The organism is Photorhabdus australis DSM 17609 (genome assembly GCF_000711895.1).
Taxonomy (GTDB): domain Bacteria; phylum Pseudomonadota; class Gammaproteobacteria; order Enterobacterales; family Enterobacteriaceae; genus Photorhabdus; species Photorhabdus australis.
This window is the reverse complement of record NZ_JONO01000005.1, coordinates 110,483-133,718: the sequence shown is the minus strand read 5'-3', so window position 1 is coordinate 133,718 and position 23,236 is coordinate 110,483. Positions and strand designations below refer to the sequence as shown.

Annotated in this window: 22 protein-coding genes; 14 read left to right on the top strand and 8 right to left on the bottom strand. The window is 42.1% G+C overall.

Features of this window, described 5'->3' with window-relative positions; all coding sequences use genetic code 11:
- Nucleotide 1 precedes the first annotated feature (1 nt).
- The 4 genes from ftsE to BO26_RS02410 all read left to right on the top strand — a co-directional run bounded on the left by ftsE (nucleotide 2) and on the right by BO26_RS02410 (nucleotide 3,944).
- Nucleotides 2-667 carry a cell division ATP-binding protein FtsE gene (ftsE, locus tag BO26_RS02425; RefSeq protein ID WP_036768459.1) on the top strand — a complete coding sequence of 222 codons (666 nt, stop codon included), beginning with the start codon at nucleotides 2-4 and terminating at the stop codon, nucleotides 665-667.
- Complete coding sequence (gene ftsX, locus BO26_RS02420) at nucleotides 660-1,634, top strand: permease-like cell division protein FtsX (RefSeq protein WP_036768457.1); 975 nt, start codon at nucleotides 660-662, stop codon at nucleotides 1,632-1,634. The genes ftsE and ftsX overlap by 8 nt, the downstream gene beginning before the upstream one ends.
- A gap of 212 nt (nucleotides 1,635-1,846) precedes the next feature.
- On the top strand, nucleotides 1,847-2,704 hold the full coding sequence (gene rpoH / locus BO26_RS02415) for an RNA polymerase sigma factor RpoH (RefSeq protein WP_036768456.1): 858 nt from the start codon (nucleotides 1,847-1,849) through the stop codon (nucleotides 2,702-2,704).
- A gap of 100 nt (nucleotides 2,705-2,804) precedes the next feature.
- Nucleotides 2,805-3,944 carry a glycerate kinase gene (locus BO26_RS02410; RefSeq protein WP_036768454.1) on the top strand — a complete coding sequence of 380 codons (1,140 nt, stop codon included), beginning with the start codon at nucleotides 2,805-2,807 and terminating at the stop codon, nucleotides 3,942-3,944.
- Here BO26_RS02410 and panM read toward each other — a convergent pair.
- Nucleotides 3,932-4,330, bottom strand: coding sequence for an aspartate 1-decarboxylase autocleavage activator PanM (gene panM, locus BO26_RS02405; protein WP_036768453.1), 399 nt, complete (start codon nucleotides 4,328-4,330; stop codon nucleotides 3,932-3,934). The genes BO26_RS02410 and panM overlap by 13 nt on opposite strands.
- Nucleotides 4,331-4,719: 389 nt before the next feature.
- On the opposite strand from panM, the gene BO26_RS02400 reads away from it, so the two are divergent.
- The 7 genes from BO26_RS02400 to BO26_RS02370 all read left to right on the top strand — a co-directional run bounded on the left by BO26_RS02400 (nucleotide 4,720) and on the right by BO26_RS02370 (nucleotide 12,387).
- Nucleotides 4,720-5,832, top strand: coding sequence for a branched-chain amino acid ABC transporter substrate-binding protein (locus BO26_RS02400; protein WP_036768452.1), 1,113 nt, complete (start codon nucleotides 4,720-4,722; stop codon nucleotides 5,830-5,832).
- Nucleotides 5,833-5,894: 62 nt separating this feature from the next.
- Nucleotides 5,895-6,821 (top strand): high-affinity branched-chain amino acid ABC transporter permease LivH, encoded by a 927-nt coding sequence (gene livH, locus BO26_RS02395; protein WP_036768451.1) that lies wholly within the window; start codon nucleotides 5,895-5,897, stop codon nucleotides 6,819-6,821.
- Complete coding sequence (locus BO26_RS02390) at nucleotides 6,818-8,104, top strand: high-affinity branched-chain amino acid ABC transporter permease LivM (protein WP_036768450.1); 1,287 nt, start codon at nucleotides 6,818-6,820, stop codon at nucleotides 8,102-8,104. The genes livH and BO26_RS02390 overlap by 4 nt, the downstream gene beginning before the upstream one ends.
- Complete coding sequence (livG, locus tag BO26_RS02385) at nucleotides 8,101-8,874, top strand: high-affinity branched-chain amino acid ABC transporter ATP-binding protein LivG (protein WP_036768449.1); 774 nt, start codon at nucleotides 8,101-8,103, stop codon at nucleotides 8,872-8,874. Before BO26_RS02390 ends, livG begins: the two co-directional genes overlap by 4 nt.
- Nucleotides 8,875-8,876: 2 nt before the next feature.
- Nucleotides 8,877-9,578, top strand: coding sequence for a high-affinity branched-chain amino acid ABC transporter ATP-binding protein LivF (gene livF, locus BO26_RS02380; protein ID WP_036768448.1), 702 nt, complete (start codon nucleotides 8,877-8,879; stop codon nucleotides 9,576-9,578).
- Between the two features lie 997 nt (nucleotides 9,579-10,575).
- Complete coding sequence (locus BO26_RS02375; protein WP_036768447.1) at nucleotides 10,576-10,977, top strand: hypothetical protein; 402 nt, start codon at nucleotides 10,576-10,578, stop codon at nucleotides 10,975-10,977.
- A gap of 150 nt (nucleotides 10,978-11,127) precedes the next feature.
- Complete coding sequence (locus BO26_RS02370; protein ID WP_051690842.1) at nucleotides 11,128-12,387, top strand: insecticidal delta-endotoxin Cry8Ea1 family protein; 1,260 nt, start codon at nucleotides 11,128-11,130, stop codon at nucleotides 12,385-12,387.
- A 265-nt stretch (nucleotides 12,388-12,652) separates the two neighbouring features.
- Here the strand turns inward: BO26_RS02370 and BO26_RS02365 are convergent, their stop codons facing one another.
- Nucleotides 12,653-13,432 carry an AraC family transcriptional regulator gene (locus BO26_RS02365; protein WP_036768446.1) on the bottom strand — a complete coding sequence of 260 codons (780 nt, stop codon included), beginning with the start codon at nucleotides 13,430-13,432 and terminating at the stop codon, nucleotides 12,653-12,655.
- Between the two features lie 103 nt (nucleotides 13,433-13,535).
- Here BO26_RS02365 and BO26_RS02360 point away from each other — a divergent pair, with 103 nt between their 5' ends.
- Nucleotides 13,536-14,699: an MFS transporter gene (locus BO26_RS02360; RefSeq protein ID WP_036768445.1), complete on the top strand. Its 1,164-nt coding sequence runs from the start codon at nucleotides 13,536-13,538 to the stop codon at nucleotides 14,697-14,699.
- Between the two features lie 294 nt (nucleotides 14,700-14,993).
- On the opposite strand, the gene fis is transcribed toward BO26_RS02360, so the two are convergent.
- From fis to BO26_RS02330, 6 genes are all read right to left on the bottom strand, one after another.
- The gene (fis, locus tag BO26_RS02355; RefSeq protein WP_010847912.1) at nucleotides 14,994-15,290 is read right to left on the bottom strand and encodes a DNA-binding transcriptional regulator Fis; all 297 of its coding nucleotides are present in this window, start codon (nucleotides 15,288-15,290) and stop codon (nucleotides 14,994-14,996) included.
- 25 nt (nucleotides 15,291-15,315) lie between these two features.
- Nucleotides 15,316-16,281 carry a tRNA dihydrouridine synthase DusB gene (dusB, locus tag BO26_RS02350; RefSeq protein WP_036768511.1) on the bottom strand — a complete coding sequence of 322 codons (966 nt, stop codon included), beginning with the start codon at nucleotides 16,279-16,281 and terminating at the stop codon, nucleotides 15,316-15,318.
- Between the two features lie 284 nt (nucleotides 16,282-16,565).
- Nucleotides 16,566-17,456 (bottom strand): 50S ribosomal protein L11 methyltransferase, encoded by an 891-nt coding sequence (gene prmA / locus BO26_RS02345; RefSeq protein ID WP_036768443.1) that lies wholly within the window; start codon nucleotides 17,454-17,456, stop codon nucleotides 16,566-16,568.
- 41 nt (nucleotides 17,457-17,497) lie between these two features.
- Nucleotides 17,498-18,943 carry a sodium/pantothenate symporter gene (panF, locus tag BO26_RS02340; protein WP_036768442.1) on the bottom strand — a complete coding sequence of 482 codons (1,446 nt, stop codon included), beginning with the start codon at nucleotides 18,941-18,943 and terminating at the stop codon, nucleotides 17,498-17,500.
- Nucleotides 18,933-19,175 (bottom strand): YhdT family protein, encoded by a 243-nt coding sequence (locus BO26_RS02335; RefSeq protein WP_036768441.1) that lies wholly within the window; start codon nucleotides 19,173-19,175, stop codon nucleotides 18,933-18,935. Before BO26_RS02335 ends, panF begins: the two co-directional genes overlap by 11 nt.
- A gap of 567 nt (nucleotides 19,176-19,742) precedes the next feature.
- The gene (locus BO26_RS02330; protein WP_036768440.1) at nucleotides 19,743-20,210 is read right to left on the bottom strand and encodes a nucleoside deaminase; all 468 of its coding nucleotides are present in this window, start codon (nucleotides 20,208-20,210) and stop codon (nucleotides 19,743-19,745) included.
- Nucleotides 20,211-20,422: 212 nt separating this feature from the next.
- On the opposite strand from BO26_RS02330, the gene cynR reads away from it, so the two are divergent.
- The gene (gene cynR / locus BO26_RS02325; RefSeq protein ID WP_036768439.1) at nucleotides 20,423-21,295 is read left to right on the top strand and encodes a transcriptional regulator CynR; all 873 of its coding nucleotides are present in this window, start codon (nucleotides 20,423-20,425) and stop codon (nucleotides 21,293-21,295) included.
- Between the two features lie 714 nt (nucleotides 21,296-22,009).
- The gene (locus BO26_RS02315; protein ID WP_036768438.1) at nucleotides 22,010-23,227 is read left to right on the top strand and encodes a multidrug effflux MFS transporter; all 1,218 of its coding nucleotides are present in this window, start codon (nucleotides 22,010-22,012) and stop codon (nucleotides 23,225-23,227) included.
- Nucleotides 23,228-23,236 lie beyond the last annotated feature (9 nt).

Sequence of the window (23,236 nt, the reverse complement as noted above, 5' to 3'; positions counted from 1 at the left end):
GATGATTCGCTTTGAACAGGTCAGTAAAGCTTATCTGGGGGGAAGGCAAGCCCTGCAAGGGGTGAATTTTCATTTGCGCCCTGCGGAAATGGCATTTTTGATTGGTCACTCAGGAGCAGGTAAAAGTACCTTGCTGAAACTTATCTGTGGCATTGAGCGACCTAGCGCTGGACATATCTGGTTTGCAGGCCATGATATCAGCCGGTTAAAAAGCCGTGAAGTCCCTTTCCTCCGTCGTCAGATTGGTATGATCTTCCAGGATCATCACCTGCTGCTGGATCGAACGGTATACGATAATGTGGCAATGCCACTTATCATTTCTGGTGCGAGTTCTGAAGATATTCGTCGCCGAACTTCTGCTGCATTAGATAAAGTTGGTTTACTGGACAAAGCGAAGAATTTCCCGATTCAACTCTCGGGTGGTGAGCAGCAACGTGTTGGCATTGCCCGTGCCGTTGTGAATAAGCCGACTGTTTTGCTGGCGGATGAGCCAACGGGTAACCTTGATGGTGAGTTGTCGGAAGGCATTTTACGGCTGTTTGAAGAGTTTAATCGGGTAGGGGTAACAGTGCTGATGGCGACCCATGATATGGCACTGATTGAGAAGCGAAAATATCGTATTTTGACGCTGAGCCAGGGCCGTATGACGGGGGAACATCATGGTTAAAAATGTGCGTAAGGTTGCAGGAAGAGTAACCAGACCGAAAAACAAAATGCTGCGAGGGGGATGGCGTGAACAGTGGCGTTATGCCTGGATGAATGCACTGACAGATATGCTGCGTCAACCGCTGGCAACGTTGCTGACAATTATGGTGATTGCGATTTCACTGACATTACCCAGCGTTTGTTACATAGTATGGAAGAACGTTAGCCAGGCCGCGGAAAAATGGTATCCCACTCCACAGCTGACAGTTTATCTTGATAAGTCACTGGATGATAACAGTGCTCAGAAATTAATAAGTGAACTGAAAGCACTCGATGGGGTAGATAATGTTAATTATCTTTCACGTCAGGAAGCCATGACAGAGTTCCGTACTTGGTCCGGTTTTGGCGGCGCTTTGGATATGCTGGAAGAGAATCCATTACCCGCTGTTGCTATCATTACACCGAAAATTGATTTCCAGAGTTCACAGACTTTGACTACGTTGCGTGACAGAGTTTCTCAGGTCAAAGGCATTGAAGAAGTTAGGATGGATGATAGCTGGTTTGCTCGTCTGGCTGCGTTGACGGGCCTTGTCGGTCAGATTGCAACAGTGATCGGTATTTTGATGATAGTGGCGTTGTTTTTGGTCATCGGTAATAGCGTGCGCCTCAGCATTTTCAGTCACCGTGATGCTATTAATGTGATGAAGTTGATTGGTGCAACTGATGGTTTTATTTTACGTCCATTCCTTAATGGTGGTGCTTTGTTAGGGGGGCTTGGGGCAATTTTATCATTAATACTCTCTGCCTTGTTGGTGTGGAAGCTCTCTGATGTTGTAACACAGGTTGCCAGCGTGTTTGGTACGACATTTAATTTATATGGACTTTCATGGGATGAATCCTTATTGCTAGTTCTTATCTCTGCCATGATTGGTTGGGTAGCCGCTTGGCTAGCGACAACTCAGCATTTGCGCCACTTTACGCCAGAATAAAGTTACTTGCATAAATATAAAACAATCTGTTATTTTTTGTTCCGTAACTTCACAGTGGATATTGTCTGTACTGAAATTATGACTACTTCGCGCATCTGTAACTTGAATATGCACATTCTGGTGATAGACTGTACCGCTGTGTGTTGAACATTAGTTCATATGTACTGATGTAATTTGTACTAACGATTTAAGTCTTATTTGAGAGGATTTGAATGGCCAAAGAAATGCAAACCTTAGCGTTAGTTCCTCAAGGAAGTCTGGAGGGCTATATCCGTGCCTCTAATGCCTATCCGATGCTGACCGCAGAGGAAGAGAAGGAACTGGCTGAAAGGCTGCATTACCAGGGAGATCTGGATGCAGCTAAGAAGCTGATTCTGTCTCATCTGCGCTTCGTTGTTCATGTCGCTCGCAGCTATGCTGGTTATGGCTTGCCTCAGGCAGATTTAATTCAGGAAGGGAATATTGGCTTGATGAAAGCAGTACGTCGTTTTAACCCAGAGGTGGGGGTACGTCTGGTTTCTTTTGCTGTTCACTGGATTAAAGCTGAAATCCATGAGTATGTGCTGCGTAACTGGCGTATTGTAAAAGTTGCAACAACTAAAGCGCAGCGTAAGCTGTTTTTCAATCTGCGCAAAACTAAACAGCGTCTGGGTTGGTTCAATCAAGACGAAGTGGAGATGGTTGCCAAAGAACTTGGTGTAACCAGTAAAGATGTACGTGAGATGGAATCTCGTATGTCAGCGCAGGATATGGCATTTGATATGTCTGCCGATGATGATAATCAGGAAGGGCAGCCGGTTGCTCCTGTTCTGTATCTTCAGGATAAAGCGTCTGATTTTGCAGACGGCATCGAAGAGGACAACTGGGAAAACCATGCTGCTGATAAATTATCAGTGGCAATAGAAGGTTTAGATGAGCGCAGTCAGGATATTATCCGTTGTCGCTGGTTGGATGATGATAATAAATCTACCTTGCAAGAACTGGCTGATAAGTACGGTGTTTCTGCTGAGCGCGTACGTCAGCTTGAAAAAAATGCCATGAAAAAACTGCGGGTAGCGATTGAGGCGTAAATAAATTTAATGTATTTATAATGAGTAAGTTAAAGGGCGATAATGATTTATCGCCTTTTTTGTTCCTATTTTTCAGTGCCTTCAACCCTGAGTGAATCGTATGAAAATTGTGATTGCACCTGATTCATTTAAAGAAAGTCTTAGTGCTTCGCAGGTCGCTGAAGCAATAGAACAGGGATTTCGTGAAATTTATCCACAAGCCGAATATATCAAATTACCCATGGCTGATGGTGGTGAAGGAACGGTTGAATCAATGGTAGCAGCCATGAATGGGCAGGTTATCCATCTGTCTGTTACTGGGCCGTTAAATCAGCCAGTGGATAGCTTTTTCGGTATTCTGGGTGATGAAAGAACGGCTGTTATTGAAATGGCCGCCGCTTCTGGCTTACATCTGGTTCCAATGGAAAAGCGTAATCCACTGATAACCACGACTTATGGTACAGGTGAGCTGATACTGGCTGCTTTAGATAAAGGTGTCAGAAAGATAATTTTGGGGATTGGGGGCAGTGCGACTAATGATGGTGGTGCCGGTATGATGCAGGCACTGGGGGTTCATCTGCTTGATATTAGTGGTAAAGAACTCAAGGCTGGAGGTGCAGCATTAAGCCAGCTTGCTGAAATTGATCTCTCTGGTTTGGATTCCCGTTTGAGTCACACTGAAATTATCGTCGCCTGTGATGTGACTAACCCGCTATGTGGTGAGTTGGGTGCATCGGCTATTTTTGGTCCCCAGAAAGGGGCGACACCAGAGATGGTGAAAGAGTTGGATGCTGCTTTACGTCATTATGGTGAAAAAATTGAATTCTTGACAGAAACCAGGGTCATTGATGTACCCGGTGCAGGAGCAGCAGGTGGTATGGGGGCTTCTTTACTTGGTTGGTTGAACGCTAAATTGCAACCGGGAATTGATATTGTTATCTCCACTCTAAAGCTGGAAGAAGCACTACAGGGGGCTAACCTGGTTATTACTGGAGAAGGTCGGATAGACAGCCAGACTATTTATGGTAAAACGCCAATTGGTGTTGCCCGTATCGCCAAAAAATATGCCATCGCAACTATTGCATTGGTTGGCGGTATGAGTAAAGACTACAGTATTGTTCATGATCATGGATTGGATGCTGTTTTTTCCATTATTCCCGGCGTTTGTTCTCTGTCTGATGCTCTTGCTTACGGACATGAAAATTTACGAGTGACTGCCCGCAATGTGGCTGCTGTCTGGAAAATGGGTCAACTAGAATAATAATTTGACGTCGCGTCATAATGAAAACCACAGGCGCTCATAAAACCTTTTAATGCTGGCTCGTTGGCATCTGGGAAACCTTCAAGGCTGAGCTTCCATAGCTTAACGGTAGGATGGTGGACCTTTATTTCATTTATCAGATATAAACCGACTCCCCGGCGGCGTGTTATTTCACGGACACACAAATCTTCAAGCAGACCAAATTGATGACTGAAAGTAATTTTTACTGCGGCTAGTAATCTGCCATTAAAACGGGCAGCAAACAGTTTCTTGCCGTTTTTTAGATAGATTTGCCATTGTTCAGGGGTTTGCCGAGGCCAGATCTTCCCCAGATCAATCATATCTTGTACTGATAAAACAGTAAGTTGCTCGATAGTTAATTTCATGGTTTTTCCATATCAATTGTAGATGAATAAACAGTCAGAATGTTGTGTGACTATTTTTATACGTTACTGGAAAAAATGTTTTTAATGACCTCGATCTTTCGAGTTAAAGATTGCTTTACTAATATTTAACCAGAATATCACACTATGTTTTGGCTAAATTCCAACCATCTTTGTTGGTGTTTTATTCTGTATATAATGCTTTTTGCTACCTTGTTAATTTGATTTTAAGCATGAAATGCTATTTTAATGACATGAAAAATAAAGTCTTATTAATAAGAATCACTTTATCTAATCATCAATCACAAAAGGTCATAATTTCCAGCCCGATAATGAAAGATTTTAAAGGCAAACACAATAAATAAGACCAATAACAGTATGGGGATAAATAAATGAATATCATAACAGGTAAAGCATTATTAGCGGGTTGTATTGCCATGGTGATGAGCCATTCACTATGGGCAAAAGAGATCAAGGTAGCGATTGTCGGGGCGATGTCTGGCCCAGTTGCTCAGTATGGTGATATGGAATTTACTGGAGCGCGTCAGGCGATTGCGGATATTAATGCCAAAGGTGGCATTAACGGCGATAAGCTGGTGGGTGTTGAATATGATGATGCCTGTGACCCGAAACAAGCGGTAGCAGTCGCTAACAAAGTGATTAATGATAACATTCGTTATGTTATTGGCCATTTGTGTTCTTCGTCGACTCAACCAGCCTCGGATATCTATGAAGATGAAGGCGTCATTATGATTACGCCAGCAGCGACTAATGCTGATCTGACGACCCGTGGCTACCAAATGATTCTGCGTACTACAGGGTTGGATTCTGATCAGGGACCAACAGCGGCGAAATATATTGCTGAAAAGATTAAACCTCAGCGTTTGGCGATTGTTCACGATAAACAGCAGTATGGCGAAGGGTTAGCGCGGTCTGTTCTCGACAAATTGAAAAAAGCAGGAGTCAATATTGTACTGTTTGAAGGTGTTACTGCGGGTGATAAAGATTTCTCAGCATTAGTCGCTCGTCTGAAAAAAGAGAACGTGGATTTTGTCTATTTCGGTGGCTACTACCCTGAAATGGGGCAAATTTTGCGCCAGGCTAAGCAGGCTGGTCTGAAAATTCGCTTTATGGGACCGGAAGGTGTAGGTAATTCTTCGCTGTCCAATATCGCTGGTGATGCTTCTGAAGGAATGTTAGTAACACTACCTAAGCGTTACGATCAGGTTCCAGTAAACAAGGCTGTTGTTGATGCAATCAAAGGCAAGAAAGAAGATCCAACCGGGCCGTTTGTCTGGACAACTTATGCTGCTATTCAATCTCTGACAACAGCAATGAGCCGTACCGGTAGTATGGAACCTGCTGATTTAGTAAAAGATCTAAAAGCTAATCCAGTAGATACCGTAATGGGAACACTGAGTTGGAATGAGGCGGGTGACTTGAAAGGATTTGAGTTCGGTATTTTTGAATGGCATGCAGATGGTTCTTCTACCTCTGCGAAATAAAGTCATTTGAATAGCCGTCAGCTTCTGTTTGTCAGGGGCTGCTATTCCAGAGGTATAAAGGTATGTCAGAGCAATTTCTCTATTTCTTACAACAGATGTTAAATGGAGTTACTCTGGGTAGCACTTATGCATTGATTGCCATTGGTTATACGATGGTTTACGGCATCATCGGGATGATTAACTTTGCTCATGGCGAAGTTTATATGATTGGCAGCTACGTCTCCTTTATTGTGATTGCGGCCCTGATGATGATGGGCATCGATCTAGGTTGGTTACTGGTTACCGCTGCTTTTTTGGCATCAATTGTTATTGCCAGCGCTTATGGCTGGAGTATTGAACGGGTAGCTTACAGACCTGTTCGTCATTCCAAACGACTGATTGCTCTGATTTCCGCAATTGGAATGTCTATTTTCCTGCAAAACTATGTCAGTTTGTCACAAGGTTCCCGTGATTTGGCACTGCCAAGTCTGATTACCGGACAATGGGTATTGGGTGAAAGTGATGGATTTTCTGCCAGTATTACTGCAATGCAACTGACTATCTGGATAGTTACATTTCTTGCCATGCTGGTACTGACGATGTTTATCCGCTATTCCCGTATGGGGCGCGCTTGTCGTGCTTGCGCGGAAGATTTGAAAATGGCCAGTTTGTTAGGAATCAATACTGATAAAGTCATTTCCTTAACCTTTGTTATTGGCGCAGCAATGGCCGCGGTAGCGGGTGTTTTGCTGGGACAGTTCTACGGTGTGATAAATCCGTATATTGGTTTTATGGCAGGAATGAAAGCCTTCACCGCAGCCGTGTTGGGTGGGATTGGCAGTATTCCGGGGGCGATGATTGGCGGCTTAATTTTGGGAATTTCTGAAGCTCTAACTTCTGCTTATCTGAGCACAGAATATAAAGATGTTGTTTCTTTTGCTTTGCTTATTATTGTGTTGTTGTTTATGCCTACCGGGATCTTAGGCCGTCCGGAGGTAGAAAAAGTATGAAACATGCCAATTGGATTAGTGCCATTATCGCCTCAGTTGCTTTATTTGTGCTGTCTGTTTTTATGGTGGGAATGCAATTATCACTGGATGGTACGCAGTTAGTGGTTCACCGTGCTGATGAAGTGCGCTGGATGTGGATTGGTGTTGGCTGTGCGGTTGTTTTTCTGTTCCAGTTATTGCGTCCTGTTGTTCAACGGACGATGAAAAAAATACCATTTAAAAGCCGGGTGCTACCTGATTTCGATGGTTCAACTAAAGGACAAAAACGACTGGCGGCATTGATCATTATTGCCGCCATTGTTTGGCCGTTTATTGTTTCTCGTGGTAGCGTTGATATTGCTACGCTGACATTAATTTATGTCATGTTGGGATTGGGGTTGAATGTAGTGGTTGGTCTGTCAGGGTTACTGGTGCTTGGATACGCAGGTTTTTATGCTATCGGTGCTTATACCTATGCTTTACTCAGTCACTATTACGGGTTGGGATTTTGGCAAAGTTTGCCGTTGGCGGGGTTAACCGCTGCATTATCTGGGTTGTTATTAGGTTTTCCAGTATTGCGATTGAGAGGTGACTATCTGGCTATTGTTACACTCGGTTTTGGTGAGATTGTTCGTATTTTACTGTTGAATAATACTGAAATAACCGGTGGCCCAAATGGCATTAGCCAGATCCCCAAACCCACTTTCTTCGGCCTGGAATTTAACCGCAGCGTGAAAGAGGGCGGTTGGGATACTTTCCATAATTTCTTTGGTTGGAAATACGATCCAAGTGACCGAATCATCTTCCTGTATCTGGTCGTGTTACTGTTGGTGATAGTAACGATATTTATTATCAATAGATTGTTGCGTATGCCATTGGGGCGCGCGTGGGAAGCACTACGTGAAGATGAAATTGCTTGCCGTTCTTTGGGGATTAGCCCAACTCGTATCAAACTGGCTGCATTTACCATCAGTGCCACATTTGCTGGTTTGGCTGGCACGCTATTTGCTGCTCGGCAAGGTTTCATCAGCCCAGAATCTTTTACTTTTGCTGAATCTGCTTTTGTGCTGGCTATTGTGGTACTCGGAGGAATGGGTTCGCAAACTGCGGTGATACTGGCGGCAATTTTGCTGGTGGTTTCTCGTGAGATGATGCGTGATCTAAATGCCTACAGTATGTTGTTGCTAGGAGCAATGATGGTACTGATGATGGTTTGGCGCCCGCAAGGGCTGCTACCAATGAAACGCCGTGATGTTAGGTTGAAACAACAGGATAGCCATGTGCAGGAAGGAGAACGGGGATGAGTGCAACATTATTATTGCAGGTTTCTGATCTGACCATGCGCTTTGGTGGTTTGCTGGCTGTCAACAATGTTGCTCTGATACTTAATCAGGGAGAAATTGTCTCTCTCATTGGACCTAATGGTGCAGGAAAAACCACGATCTTTAATTGCTTGACCGGGTTTTACCGTCCGACTAGCGGTACCATAAAATTGCGGGAAAGACATTTGGAAGGGTTATCTGGGCAGGAGATTGCCCGTATGGGAGTAGTTAGAACATTCCAACATGTACGGTTATTCCGTGAAATGACCGTGATTGAAAATTTATTGGTGGCACAGCATCAGCATTTGAAAAGTGGTCTACTGGCAGGGCTTTTTAAAACGCCAGCATTCTGCCGTGCAGAATCTGAGGCGGTAGATCGGGCTGTAATTTGGTTGAAACGGATTGGTTTGTTATCACTGGCAAATCGACAGGCAGGTAATCTGGCATATGGTCAGCAACGGCGTTTAGAAATTGCACGCTGTATGGTGATGTGCCCTGAAATTCTGATGTTGGATGAGCCAGCGGCGGGACTGAACCCGAAAGAGACAGCGGAACTTAATGCCTTGATTGATGGACTAAGAAAACATCATCAGGTTTCTGTTTTACTGATTGAGCACGATATGAAGCTGGTAATGGGGATTTCAGATCGTATTTATGTTGTTAATCAGGGAATACCTTTGGCACAAGGACGGCCAGAAGAGATTCGTAATAATCCGGATGTTATCCGGGCATATCTGGGTGAGGTGTATTAATCATGTTGGAATTTAAGCAGGTATCTGCCCACTATGGAAAAATTCAGGCATTGCATCAGGTTAGCTTGAATATTCAGCGGGGAGAAATCGTCGCATTGATAGGAGCAAACGGTGCAGGAAAAACAACGTTGCTCAGTACATTATGTGGTGCACCTAGAGCGACTGAAGGTTCCATTATTTTTCGTGGCAAGGATGTCACCCAATGGCCGACAGCGCGTATTATGCGTGAAGACATTGCCATTGTTCCAGAAGGACGCAGAATATTTGCTCGTATGACGGTGGAAGAGAATTTGGTCATGGGGGGATTTTTTGCTGACAAAACGCAATATCAGCAGCGTATTGAACGGGTTTATGGTTTATTTCCTCGTTTACAGGAAAGACGCAATCAACGGGCTGGAACGATGTCCGGAGGTGAACAGCAAATGCTGGCAATTGGTCGTGCTTTGATGAGTCAACCCCAGTTATTGTTACTGGATGAGCCTTCATTAGGGCTGGCACCGATAATTATCATACAGATTTTCGATACTATTCAGCAGCTACGGGAAGAAGGAATGACAATCTTTCTGGTTGAGCAGAATGCAAATCAGGCGCTAAAACTGGCTGACCGAGGATATGTATTGGAAAATGGTAAGATCGTACTGGAAGACAGTGGGGCTGCATTATTGGCTAATGAAGCTGTGAGAAATGCGTATTTGGGGGGATAGAAACATATTCTTTTTCGCTTAAAAGGAATATTAGATAGTTGATTATTCTTGTGGTGCTGAAAAAATGCTTTCTCCCAAGGTGAGGGCATCATAAATAATACTTTAGGTTTGGCATTCTCTGGGGCCGGGGTAACTAGTGTGGCTTTAAATGCTTTGAAATCTTCCTCATTTAAATAGAAAAGGCGTTGAACTAGCAGAGTATTTTAAACTTCCCGGTAGGCAATATCTAAAATAGAAGTACAAATGTGATACCCTTCTACGTTTTTTCTTTATATTTCCAGCGATATAGTTTATTGGTGGAGTAATGAAAGGCCAATTAGTTGTATTAAGCATGTTTGAGTAGCTAAAATCTGTAATTAAAATTATTTTTCTATTAAATTGATTTTCTATCGTTAGAAATATAATGCTTTTAAAAATATTGTTTTTTGTAGAAGGTATAGTTGGATTTAAATAATAATATTGTCAATATAGGTATTGTGTAAATATATAGTAATGGTACTATTGGTTTTATTTTTATTATTTTAATTAACTGATAAAAGGTAAATTTAGAAAGTAAAAAATAGAATTATATAGTATTATAGTAACCAGTGGTAATATTATAATCTCAGGTGAATAATATAATTAAAATGATTTTAATTTTAATGTTTTTTTATATGTTGTCTATGTCTGGTTTTATTTCAATAATTCCTAAATAATAGTAAATTCATTGAGGAATAGCGTTGACATGAACTATATCTCTGCTATATTTTTATATCGTTGTGATTTGTTTTAGATATATCATCATTAATGATTTATTTATAATGTGGATATTTTAATGTTCTGGTTAGTTATTGTGGCATGTGAAATCCACATAATAATCTGGGAATTAAGTTTCAAAGGTAATAGTGGTTCTATGCTGGTTAAAGAGTATCTTTAATTAAGTGGTAATACTGTTTTCTTAGAATATTTATATGTAAATTGAATAGGTTTTATTTAAATTTTAATGAGGAAAATAAATATGTCTAGAATAACTATTTTTATTGATTCAGATGAACAAAAATCAGAATTTAATTCTGATTCTCCTGTTCCGGTACGTAAAGACTTAAATACAGTTGTTCCTTTGAGTGATCTGACTATATCCCCTCGTTCTAGTGTGGAAGTATTTAGAATAGATACACCAATAATTCCAGAATCCAGAAGATCTCTGAGAGTTGTAAATACAGGGCTGGCAAGTAGTGTTACGGCTAAATTTTACTGGTCTCATAGTTTTACCTCTGAATGGTTTGAGTCTGGTTCTATCGATGTAGGATTAGGAGAAGATAAGGTATTAAACGTGCCTAACAACTCTTTTTATTATAGTAAATTTGTTATCTATAATAACACGGATAAAGTTGCTTATATTACGGCAAATTTGGTTTAAATATACCCAATAGATTTCAAGATGCATCGCGACGGCAAGGGAGCGAATCCCCAGGAGCATAGATAACTATGTGACCGGGGTGAGTGCAGCCAACAAAGAGGCAACTTGAAAGATGACGGATATATCTTATTTTAATTGAAGGGTTTCATTATGCAGACAGAGAATGTTTTAGACATAAGAACCATTGTGGCTAATGAATATGCTATAAAAACGAGTGCATTAGAGTGGGATGTTACTGATATTGTAAAAAATGCAATCATAGGAGGCATATCTTTTATACCTACGGTTGGTCCTGCTATATCTTTTTTAGTCGGTTTATTTTGGCCTCAATCAAAAGAAAATATATGGGAAGGGATTGTCAAACAAATTGAGAGGATGATAGAGGAATCTGCATTAAAGACGATTAAAGGTATCCTTGCTGGTGATATTGCCTATATACAAGAGCGAATGGCAACTGTTGCTGATCTTCTTGAGAAACATCCAGGATCGGCAGAAGCGCGGAGTGCTTTTAATAACCTGGCAGAAAATATAGATGGTTATCACAAAAAATTTAATAATTTCTCGGATGATGTAAATTATCAGATATTACCCATGTTTTCTACTACAGTTATGATGCAGATAACATATTGGGTTGCTGGTTTAGAGAGAAAAGATGAAATAGGGCTTAGTGATATTGATATTGAAAAAGTCCGAGGGTTAATTAAAAAGACAGTAGAACAGGCTAATAATTATATTAATAATATATATGGTAGAGAACTTAATGATGCTCTTAATAATTCGACGGCTGACACTGTTGCAAATAATGTTATGTCTGTTCATGGTCATTGTCGTTTACATGGAATTGAATATATCAGTATTTGGGATAGATTAAGTGAAACTGAGTCTGTAAATAATAGAATCTATGTTGATGTTTTAAGTTATTCTACTTTCTTTGACCGTCAAACAGCAAAGGCCAGAATTCAGGCATTGACGCCAGAGAAAGATATGGCTCCACCTCTCAAACCGGCTCTTAATGGAGGAAAGAGAAGAAAGATAAATTCGTTAATGGGACATATTGTACGTATTGGAGGGGCGCCAAGGGTAGGAGGGCTGACAGTTATATTTGATGATGGTAGTCGCCATCAATTAGGGACAATATCTGGTGAGACGGCATCTATTTCTCTGGATGGTAATCGAATTACTAGTTTGGAAGTATGGGGCAATGGTGCTGTTGATAAAGCTGTCTTTACTTTGAGTGATGGTCGTTCGTTGTCATTTGGCGCACCTGGAACATCCAGATATAGGAAGTTTTATGTTGGTGAAAGTCACTACATTTCAGGGATCTATTTGTCCAGTGATTACAGCCCGTTAGCAGGTCAGGCAGCAAATATAGCTGTATCTTATCAGCTGATAAATGATGATGAAAAATAATAGCTTTTAACAAGTATACCTTATAGATTTCAAGATGGATCGCGACGGTAAGGGAGCGAATCCCCGGGAGCATAGATAACGATGTGACCGGGGTGAGTGAGTGCAGCCAACAAAGAGGCAACTTGAAAGATAACGGGTATATATTTTATGTGCGTAGAATGTTATTAGCTTTTATTTAATTATCTTCTTTATCTGATACATTTGCCGGCATCTATGTTCATATGATGAATGATTATTTTGATGTCGGCAATTTTTGTATATTATCTCAATAATTACGTTCCTTATAAGCAGACATATATTCTCTTGGTGATCTACCGGTCATTTTCTTGAAAAAGATGGTGAAAGCGCTATCGCTGGAAAATTCCAGTTCATTAGCGACAGATGACAAATTACCCTGTTTTGTCAGTAATTCTATAGATTTGATCAAACGCCATTGTTGTCGCCACTGTTGATAACTGAGTCCTGTTTCCCGGCGAAATATCCGACTGATAGTTTTCTCACTGGCTCCGATATTCATTGCCAGTATTTTGAGCGGTGGTGGCAGTGTTGTTATAGGGATGCAGGACAAACGACGATCGAAAGGGAGTGGTAATAATGTAGGTTCTCTCTTTGCCAGATGGATTTCATCAAGACAAACGGCTAACAGGTTAGCCGCAGGTCCATCTAACCAATCTGTATTGAAAGGAGACAGTGCTATTCGCTCTAATACTGCCCGTAACAGAGGTGTAACTTCCAATACCTCAACGTCTTCTGCTAAATATCCGATCTGATTTACATTTAGATAAATTGAGCGATACCCGACGGATTCTTTTATCTCTGCTTTATGAATAATACTCGGTGGAATCCAGGCAACCCGAGTTGGTGGAAGTATGCATAAGTGATCTGCCAGGGTGATATTGATGCATCCTTGTTGGGTAAATAATAATTGTCCCATCTCATGTTGATGAAATCCTGAATCATGCTGACCTAGCTCAGCAGCAATCCCCACTACCGGTACTCCAAGGCTATCAGGATCAAAACTATCATCACGGGAAAGCCATGCCATATTTATGTCCTATTTAATAAATAAATTGTCTTTATTATTGTAATGCGACAATTAAGATCGTGTTAATTTACGTTTTATTGTCTAATTGATTAAGAAAAATACAATGCAACGTAAACTTGGACTTACTCTGGCAACAGCACTGATGATGTTTCCACAAATTGTAGAAACCATCTATAGCCCGGCATTAACCAACATCGCAAAGGAATTTAAAGTGAGTGCCGAGCAAGCTGCTCAAACGCTATCTTTATATTTTTTCGCTTTTGCTATCGGAGTGGTTGTTTGGGGGCGTATGTGTGATCTCATAGGCAGACGGCTAACTCTATTGAGTGGATTGTTACTCTATAGCGGTGCTTCATTAATGGCATTACTCAGCCGACAGTTTGAGTTGTTATTGGTGGTCAGGATGTTATCTGCATTTGGGGCTGCAGTGGGCTCGGTAGGAACGCAAACAATGCTGAGGGATGTTTACCAGGGAAGTGAATTAGCTCGAGTATTTTCTATTATGGGAGTAGCTTTGGCCGTAAGTCCGGCTGTTGGCATGATAAGTGGTTCTATTTTGGTGTACTTCTGGGGGTATAAAGGTGTCTTTTCCGGTTTGTCTTTACTTGCGGTATTACTGTTAGGTTGGTCTGCTATTTGTCTGCCTGAAACCCGCCCTGTGTCAATGGTAACAATACCGCTAATAGGTACTTTAATTATCATGCTTAAGGATGTAGCAATTTGGTGCAATGCGTTATTGATAGCCCTCTTTAATCTATGTGTGTTCAGTTATTACCAGTTAGCTCCATTTAATTTTGAGCGGTTGGGACTCTCTTCTGAGATGTTCGGTTACACGGGTTTGCTTTTAGCATTAGGGGTAGGTATTGGTTCTTGGTTAAATAAATTTTTACTGAAAAAAGAATGGAATTCACCAAATTTAATGCTGCTTTCTTCTGTCATTGTTCTTGTTGGCGGAGGGTTGATAATGGCTATGGAAGTTACCTGGCTATTTATCTTACCTATGATTTTGGTTGTTGTGGCCTACGGAATTGCGATTCCTAACATCCTGTCTTCTGCATTGATTAATTATACGGATAGATTGGGAACCGCAGGGGCGTTATTGGGTTTACTGTATTATTTGCTGTTAGGTGGTGGTTTGATGCTAACTGGTTGGTACCAATGCCTCGGTGTTATCTTGGTATATTGTGGTTGTTTTATTTTATTGCTAGCGGTAAGTAATTATTTAATGCTGGTGAAATCCGGAAATAACCGGTCAGTAACGGAATGACTTGGTGTCAGGAGAATTCCGAATCAGTGGTCAGTAAGTGGTAATAGGTAGGAATATGTAAAGGTTTTATATCCTGCGGCTCCTTTTACTGTGTATATACCCGTCATCTTTCAAGTTGCTTCTTTGTTGGCTGCACTCACTCACCCCGGTCACAGAGTTATCTATGCTCCTGGGGATTCGCTCCTTTGCCGTCGCGATGCATCTTGAAATCTATTGGGTATAACAAACAGACAGCGAAAAAAGACACTTCAACAAAGTAAAAGTGTCTTTTTTTAGTAAGTTAACTGACTTCTATCAGTTCATACCATATTTTTTCAATTTCTTACGCAGTGTACCACGGTTGATGCCCATCATCAGAGCAGCACGTGTTTGGTTGCCACGGGTGTATTGCATCACCATGTCCAACAATGGCTGTTCCACTTCAGCCAGTACCAACTCATACAGGTCATTAACATCTTGACCATTCAGTTGAGCAAAATAGTTCTTCAGTGCTTGTTTAACTGAGTCACGCAAAGGCTTTTGAGTTACCTGATCTTGTGAATTTACAGTAGCAACGGTTAGTACGTCAGAATTTACGCGTTGTTCGAACATAGTTCTGTCAGCTCTTTTCTTTATATTACGCAAAATTTTCGAAATATGCCTTCAACACCTCCAGCTGTTCGCTGGCATCCTCTATGGTGTTGAATGTGCGCCGGAACTGGTCATCAGGGGCATGTTCTCTGAGATACCAAGATACATGCTTACGTGCGATACGGGCTCCCTTGCCTGGACCATAAAAGTCGTGCAATTCCCGTATATGCTCGTTCATTAAATGCTGCACTTCGCCAATCGGCATCGGTGGCAGCAGTTCCCCTGTTTCCAGATAGTGCTGGATTTCCCGGAAGATCCAGGGTCTTCCCTGAGCAGCGCGGCCTATCATTAGGGCATCAGCCCCAGTGTATTCAAGCACTGCTCTGGCCTTAAGCGGGTCAGTAATGTCACCATTGGCAATAACCGGGATGGCAACAGTCTGCTTAACTGTCCGAATATTGTCATACTCTGCTTCTCCGTTAAACAAACAGGCACGAGTCCTGCCGTGAATCGTCAGAGCCTGAATACCACAATGCTCGGCCAATTGGGCAATTTTTACACAGTTTCGTTCTTCTGGCGACCATCCAGTGCGAATTTTCAGCGTAACAGGAACATCTACTGCATTTACAACAGCGGAAAGGATCTTTTCGACCAATTCCGGGTAACGTAGTAAAGCTGAACCTGCCAGCTTACGATTCACTTTCTTGGCTGGGCACCCCATGTTGATATCAATGATTTGAGCACCATTAGCGACGTTAATTTTCGCTGCCGCTGCCATCTCATCTGGATCATTACCGGCAATTTGCACGGAACGAATTCCCGGTTCGTCACTGTGAACCATACGCAGCCGGGATTTGTCTGTCTTCCAAACTTGTGGATTGGAAGAAAGCATTTCCGATACTGCCATTCCCGCACCCATTGCATAGCATAGTGACCGAAATGGGCGGTCAGTTATGCCAGCCATTGGGGCCGCGATAAGACAGTTTTTCAGCTGGTATTGTCCGATACGCATAGACGAAAAAAGAGTGGCCATACTGTGACTGCAAGGGCGCGTATATTACGCATTTTTCGCAAAATATGAAAGGCCAAACTTTGAGCAAATCGACATTTGTTACAACTTTTTTCCAGCTTTTATTCTGAGATAAATATAATTATTCATAAATAACATAGTGTTATATGTTAGTGGTAAAGTTTATCACTTAGGATTTTTCTATCAGTAAGTTTACTGATAGCACGGATTACCACCAGTAAGTGATTAAAAGTTACCCTTGTTTATCATAACAAAATTAAATAGTTTTAATTTGTTACTATTTTTACCCCAGATATTCGACACCACTCTTCCTGTTCTGCGACAGGATCTATCACAAATTTATCAGCATAGGCTTGAATAACACTTTCTGCCTGACTTGCCAGAATGCCAGATAAACCTAACAGACCGCCTGATTTTGGTAATGCACCAATTATAGGGGCGAGTTCACGCAAGGGGCCTGCCAAAATATTAGCAATTACTACATCGGATTCAAGATCATTTGGTTGATCCTTCGCCAAATATAGCGTTAAACGCTCTATAACGCCATTACGCTCTGCATTATTACGGCTGGCCTGAATGGCCTGCGGATCGATATCTATGCCAATAGCGTGCGCTGCACCGAGTTTTAGAGCGGCAATTGCCAGTATGCCGGAGCCACAACCAAAATCAATGATGGTTTTTCCTGTTAGATCGAGGCTGTCCAGCCATTGTAGGCATAGTGATGTGGTTGGGTGTGTGCCAGTGCCAAAAGCCAATCCAGGGTCTAGCATGACATTGACAGCGTCTGGGTCAGGGACTTCACGCCAGCTTGGGCAAACCCATAGACGATTCCCAAAACGCATTGGATGGAAGTTGTCCATCCATTCACGTTCCCAATCTTTATCTTCCAGCTGCTCAATCTTATGAACAAATCCTTTACCCAACTGAGAAACTTGTTCAAGTTGGCAGATAACTGCTTTCATATCGGTTTCAGCATCATAAAGCCCGATGACGTCTGTATCTCCCCACAAACGAGTTTCACCTGGCAGAGGTTCGAATATAGGGTTATCGTGGCTGTCTTGAAAAGTGACCGATACGGCTCCACTTTCCATCAGGTGATCCCCCAAGGATTCTGCTAACTGTCCTGTGGTATTTAATCGAAGTTGTATCCAAGGCATAAAAATTCTCTTTTACTAAAAATAGGTTAAAAACAACCAGCTTAATGAAGTTTGGCTATCCATTGTGGCAACCGGGGACCAATAATATTACCAATCCAGAAAGCCAGCAGGCTAAATAGCAGTGATGGTACGATAGGATGAAAGTTTAATAGTTGAATATCGAAACTGGCGAGCAAAGCATAGCTTACTGCTCCTGTTATCATTGAACTGACTGCACCATATGCATTGGCTTTTTCCCAGTATAATCCCAGCACTAATGGCCAGAGGAATACGGCTTGTAAGCCACCGAAAGCCAGTAGATTTAGCCAAATGATCATTTCTGGTGGACGCCAGGCTGCTAAAAGTAGCAACAGGCCAAGAACCAAGGTAGAGCAATTGGAAATCCGCGCTAATTTCTTTTCTTGAGCTATTTGTTGTGGAAACAAATTTAGATAAAGATCTTTTACGATCGTCGCAGAAGATTGCAGCAGTTGCGCGTTAATTGTTGACATAATTGCCGCCATCGGCGCCGCCAGAAAAATTCCGGCTGCGAAGGGGGGTAACACGGTGATCATCAGTGTTGGGATAACTTGATCGGGAATGGTCAGATCCGGAATAATTGCTCGACCAAGAGCGCCAGCCAGGTGCATACCAAACATGAGGATGGTCATAACGATGGTACCGATGATGATCCCATGATGGACGGCTTTACTGTCGCGGTAGGAGATGCAACGAACGGCAGTGTGAGGTAGTCCGATAACGCCAAAACAGACGAGTATCCAAAAAGATGCCATGAAAGGCCCGTTGAGGATATGGTCCGTTCCTTGTGGGGAAACTAATTCAGGATTAATGGTTCGTAATGTGGCAACAGCTTCCGGCAGGCCGCCGGCTTTATAGATAACGGCTACCAGCAACAGAATTGTGCCTAGTAGCATTACCAGCCCTTGTAGGGCATCATTGAGGACCCCCGCTCTAAAACCACCAAATGCGGTATAGAGAGCGATAGAGATACCAAAAATCATCAATCCAGTACCATAGGGAATACCTGCGGCGGTCTCTAGCAGGCGTGCGCCGCCAATAAACTGGACAGTCATCGCTCCGATAAAAGCCACTAAAAGGCTTAGGCTAGCAAACCAAACCAGAAAACGACTACCATAGCGGGCATACAGCATGTCATTGAGAGTGACGGCATTATAGCGACGGGCGAGAATGGCAAATTTTTTACCCAATACGCCAAGGGAAAGCCATATCGCTGGTAACTGAATTAGAGACAGTAATACCCATCCAAGGCCATATTTATAAGCTGCTCCTGGTCCGCCGATAAATGAACTGGCGCTGATATAAGTCGCGGTAATGGTCATTGCCAGTACAAAACCACCCATTGAGCGATTACCAAGGAAATATTCAGTCAGGAAGGCGCCTTGCTGGCGGCGTCGATAAGCGTAAATTGACAAAAGAAATACCAGAGCAAGATAGCCTAGTAGAGGTAGGATAACTTCACTTTGCATTTTCATCCTCCAATGGGACTTCTTTGAAAATAAATTTAACCATCAACCAGCAGAGGAGGATAAATGTGATTGGTAGTAACAAACATGCCATTTCGAACCAGTGTGGTAAGCCAGTGACACCAGGAGTATCACCAGGCAAATAGGCTGTCAGCAGCCAGCCAATAAGATAGGCAAGTGTCAGGAACATTGCCCAGAGTGCTTCTTTATGGGATTGAACAAATCGTCTGTCCATTCGTTCTTCCGGTAATTAAATAAGATGAGAAGGGAAGGATTGTACGGCAAGATGCGAATTCATTCAGGAAAAATGTGATATGTGGTTAATAGCCGGAGTTTTGTTTAAAAATAGCAATGGGCGAAAAAAGAGAGAATCTGTTTATACACTCTTTCAGACCGCTGACAAACCTCGTTGAAAATAACGGGGTTTCTTTCATTATGAATCAGTTTGTCAAGCGAGAGCGTTTCTGGCGGGAAAGTTTGGGGAGAAGGTATTCTTAACATGGCGGCCATCTCCGTCGGGTGAACGGAATTTAATTAAAACAAAGCGCCGGATAGAAAAACTAGCACTTTGTCAATAATCTGAAAGTCTGTTTACACAGACTCTCATGGTTGATGGGTTAAAAACTGGTGCGGGCTAAATGTCGTGTTTTGTCGCTTTTTTCCACTGGACCTGATGCTCAGGTATATTAATATGCAGGAACATTATTGAGGGTTGAGTTAATGTAGACCTACCCAGTCGCTCCGTATTAATTATTCTCCATGTCGATCTCAAATTCTGGATGTCCGACCAGAAGCCAGAGAGTTACTTCTTGTTCAGCTTTTGCCAGCGCTGGTATACCTTGATAGCGCTTTCGTCCTTCTGCTGGATCATGGGTAGGCGGCGTTCCGCGATGGGCTTCGCGTACTCTGCGTAGAATGTATCCAGCTCGAAGTACTTGCGATCATCCTTGTAGAATGGTGCGTAGTCTTCGCGTGTGGTGATGTATATGACCTGTTTCGGACTACAGTAGTAGAGCGAGCCTAAGCACATAGGGCAGGGGCTGGCGAGAATGTAGATATCGCAGTCGGTTAGGTGCTCGGTCCCGAGCTTCTTGCACGCTTCCCGTACGGCTAGGATTTCCGCGTGTGCGGTCGGATCGCAGGTCTGTGCCACCAGGTTCGGGCTTTCAGCGATGATGTCGCCGTCACGTACGATCACGGTGGCGAACGGCCGGCCCCCTTGTTCCACATTTTTCATCGCAAGGTCGATAGTGCGTTTTACAAAATTCATAGAAAAAACCTCATTGAAAATAGATTGAATCAAAGCGTGGTTACCGGCTCAGAGAGTTTGCGCTGGAATTTCAGAAAGCCTTTGATGATCTCTTTCATGATTGATCTCTGTGTCGTGTAACGAAAATATGGTTTGAAGATTACTTTCGGATATCCATAAGGTAAAAGACTGATTTATTATGCACTCCATAGGTATACCTTATGGAGACCCACATGCTTTTACGACATATCAACTACTTTCTTGCCGTGGCCGAGCACCACAGCTTCACGCGCGCCGCTACAGCCTTGCATGTGTCTCAGCCGGCACTGTCGCAGCAGATTAAGCAGCTTGAGGAAACCCTTGGGGCGCAGTTGTTTGATCGGACCGGACGTGCCATGCGGCTGACGGATGCTGGCGAGGTCTATTTCCGCTATGCACGACGGGCATTGCAGGACTTGGAGGAAGGAAAGCGGGCGATCCACGATGTTGGTGACCTGAGTCGTGGTTCTCTGCGTATTGCCGTTACGCCGACGTTCACGACTTACCTTATCGGCCCTTTGGTCAAGTCGTTCCACGATCTCTATCCCAACGTTACGTTAACGATTCGGGAGATGTCGCAGGAGCGCATTGAAGAGCTTCTGGTCGATGACGAACTTGATGTCGGGATTGCGTTTGATGAGATCCACTCGCCTGACATCGACGCACAACGACTTTTGGTGGAGACGCTAGCGCTGGTCGTTGGTAAGGAGCATCCCCTTGCAAAGTGTCGAACGATGAGTCTGAAAGCCTTGAGCAACGAGTCTCTGGTTCTCCTCACGTCCGAATTCGCTACACGGAAGCAGATCGATCGTTATTGTAGGCAGAACGACATTTGTCCCCGCGTTTTGATGGAGGCCAATTCACTGAGCGCTGTCATTGAGATTATCCGACATACAAGCCTTGCCACGTTGTTGCCGGCAAAGATTGCCTGTGACCGGGAGGAATTGGTTTCGATTGTTTTAACCCCTTCACTGCTACAAAGAACGGCGGTTCTCATGCAGCGAAAAGGAGCGTACCAGACGGCTGCGGCACGGGCGTTTATCGAGCTTGCTCGTTTTCGTCAGTAAACTTAGTGGCCGACAGCATATTTAAGCAGCGCAGAGTCAACGTCTTCAAAGGTATTGACGTTAACTACGGCATAATCGCGACTGTTAATTTGTCTGATGACAACAGGCGTTACTCCGTATTGACTACAGATGTGAAACTGCGCTGTACCTGTTTCAAAAGAGTATTTATGTAGAAATTTTTGTTCTCTGATATTCAGCCTAAGCTGCCCTACTGGAAATGATGTCCAGACTGCATTGTACTTGGTACAAAAAGGCAAGTTCATATTCGTGCCGTAATCTAAAAATGACTTTTTTAGTATTATATGCTGTGTTTTGTGTTTTTTTTATTCATTTTTGAACTTAAATTCTATATTTTTTTGTTTGCTAAAAGTGATGTTGATGTTACTATTTTTTTAATTGACATTTACATGAATTTATTTTTGTAAAAGTTAATTATTGAATAAGTTGTGTAAAAGTATCCCACTATTTGGAGGAATTATTTATAGAGTAAAAGTTATTAATCTGAAAAGTGGATGGGGTTTAATTTTCATGTTGTTATGGAAATCTCCTGGTTCTTGCAGTACAAGGTAATATGCAAATTAATTTATTATCTTTTTACATGCAAGGTATTGATATTTCATTAAATAAGTGATTATGCTCATTTAACTGGCTCGTATTTTTTTATACGGAATTTATTTTGGGATAATGTTTATTATATCGATTGGTTAATGGCCTATGAGCAACAAAACTTCATCTTTATTATTTATCGTTTTAATGGCTTTTCTTTCTATGGGGGGACTGGTTTCATCAGATATATTCCTACCCGCTTTGAGTAAAATGGGAAACTATTATCACGTTAGCGAATCTAGTATACAAAGTGCAATAGCTATATTTCTATTTGGTATAGCCTTTTCTCAACTTATTTATGGACCATTAAGTGATTGTTTAGGAAGAAAAAGGGTTCTTATTTCTGGGATGATTATATGGCTGATTTCAACAATTGGTATTTTTTACAGTACGCATATTAGTGAGTTACTATTATTGCGTTTATTCCAGGGAATAGGCGCTTGTGCGGGTATTACATTAAGTCGCGCCATTATTAGTGATCTGATGGGGAAAGAAGAGGCAGCCAATTTGTATCTGATTATTTTCCCTTTTGTGGGAATGTCACCCGCTGTTGCACCAATGATCGGAGGTATGTTAAATGAATATTATGGCTGGAAAGCCTGTTTTTTATTTCTTACTTTATTTATAACAGTCACGCTTATATTGTGCTTGCTAGTGTTGAAAGAATCACTACCAATAAATAAACGCCAAAAATTGAGTGTTAAAAATGTATTGGTCAGTACTTACCAAGTGATAATAAATAAAGAATTTCTTTACTATGCGGCAATACCTTGCTTCGCTTATACGGCATATTTTTCTTATTTGATTGAATCGCCATTTATTCTTACAGCTATGGGATTGTCAGAAAAATATGTTGGTTACACCTATATAATGCTCTCTTTAAGTTATGTGTTGGGTAATCTTACCGCTAAGAAATTAAGTCGTCAGAAGGGCATGAGAAAGACGATCTCTCATGGCTATCTCATCTTTGCTGTTGGAGGTATTGCTTTCACGATACAAATGATTTTTAGCTCCTACCCATTGATAACGTCTGTGCTAACAATATCAGTATTGACCTTCGGTAATGGTTTTTTATTGCCATTAGGTACTGCATCGGCAATTGCCACGCATTCTCAAGTGGCTGGGACAGCTTCCGGCGTAATGGGAACCTTGCAATTAGGCAGTGCGGGACTGGCGTCATTACTTATTGGTTATCTATCTCACCATGAACCTATTAGGGTGGCATCTATCATCACAGTTGTTTCCTTGGTCGGTAGTATTATTTATATAAAGGGTAATAGAGGTGATAAAGAAATAAGTGAAAAACAAGTAATAGAAACTAAATAAAATAGGAAT

Bases quoted from the DNA above. Each gene is read 5' to 3' on its own strand.
- ftsE (WP_036768459.1), top strand. From the start codon at position 2: ATGATTCGCTTTGAACAGGTCAGTAAAGCTTATCTGGGGGGAAGGCAA.
- ftsX (WP_036768457.1), top strand. From the start codon at position 660: ATGGTTAAAAATGTGCGTAAGGTTGCAGGAAGAGTAACCAGACCGAAA.
- rpoH (WP_036768456.1), top strand. From the start codon at position 1,847: ATGGCCAAAGAAATGCAAACCTTAGCGTTAGTTCCTCAAGGAAGTCTG.
- BO26_RS02410 (WP_036768454.1), top strand. From the start codon at position 2,805: ATGAAAATTGTGATTGCACCTGATTCATTTAAAGAAAGTCTTAGTGCT.
- panM (WP_036768453.1), bottom strand. From the start codon at position 4,330: ATGAAATTAACTATCGAGCAACTTACTGTTTTATCAGTACAAGATATG.
- BO26_RS02400 (WP_036768452.1), top strand. From the start codon at position 4,720: ATGAATATCATAACAGGTAAAGCATTATTAGCGGGTTGTATTGCCATG.
- livH (WP_036768451.1), top strand. From the start codon at position 5,895: ATGTCAGAGCAATTTCTCTATTTCTTACAACAGATGTTAAATGGAGTT.
- BO26_RS02390 (WP_036768450.1), top strand. From the start codon at position 6,818: ATGAAACATGCCAATTGGATTAGTGCCATTATCGCCTCAGTTGCTTTA.
- livG (WP_036768449.1), top strand. From the start codon at position 8,101: ATGAGTGCAACATTATTATTGCAGGTTTCTGATCTGACCATGCGCTTT.
- livF (WP_036768448.1), top strand. From the start codon at position 8,877: ATGTTGGAATTTAAGCAGGTATCTGCCCACTATGGAAAAATTCAGGCA.
- BO26_RS02375 (WP_036768447.1), top strand. From the start codon at position 10,576: ATGTCTAGAATAACTATTTTTATTGATTCAGATGAACAAAAATCAGAA.
- BO26_RS02370 (WP_051690842.1), top strand. From the start codon at position 11,128: ATGCAGACAGAGAATGTTTTAGACATAAGAACCATTGTGGCTAATGAA.
- BO26_RS02365 (WP_036768446.1), bottom strand. From the start codon at position 13,432: ATGGCATGGCTTTCCCGTGATGATAGTTTTGATCCTGATAGCCTTGGA.
- BO26_RS02360 (WP_036768445.1), top strand. From the start codon at position 13,536: ATGCAACGTAAACTTGGACTTACTCTGGCAACAGCACTGATGATGTTT.
- fis (WP_010847912.1), bottom strand. From the start codon at position 15,290: ATGTTCGAACAACGCGTAAATTCTGACGTACTAACCGTTGCTACTGTA.
- dusB (WP_036768511.1), bottom strand. From the start codon at position 16,281: ATGCGTATCGGACAATACCAGCTGAAAAACTGTCTTATCGCGGCCCCA.
- prmA (WP_036768443.1), bottom strand. From the start codon at position 17,456: ATGCCTTGGATACAACTTCGATTAAATACCACAGGACAGTTAGCAGAA.
- panF (WP_036768442.1), bottom strand. From the start codon at position 18,943: ATGCAAAGTGAAGTTATCCTACCTCTACTAGGCTATCTTGCTCTGGTA.
- BO26_RS02335 (WP_036768441.1), bottom strand. From the start codon at position 19,175: ATGGACAGACGATTTGTTCAATCCCATAAAGAAGCACTCTGGGCAATG.
- BO26_RS02330 (WP_036768440.1), bottom strand. From the start codon at position 20,210: ATGAATTTTGTAAAACGCACTATCGACCTTGCGATGAAAAATGTGGAA.
- cynR (WP_036768439.1), top strand. From the start codon at position 20,423: ATGCTTTTACGACATATCAACTACTTTCTTGCCGTGGCCGAGCACCAC.
- BO26_RS02315 (WP_036768438.1), top strand. From the start codon at position 22,010: ATGAGCAACAAAACTTCATCTTTATTATTTATCGTTTTAATGGCTTTT.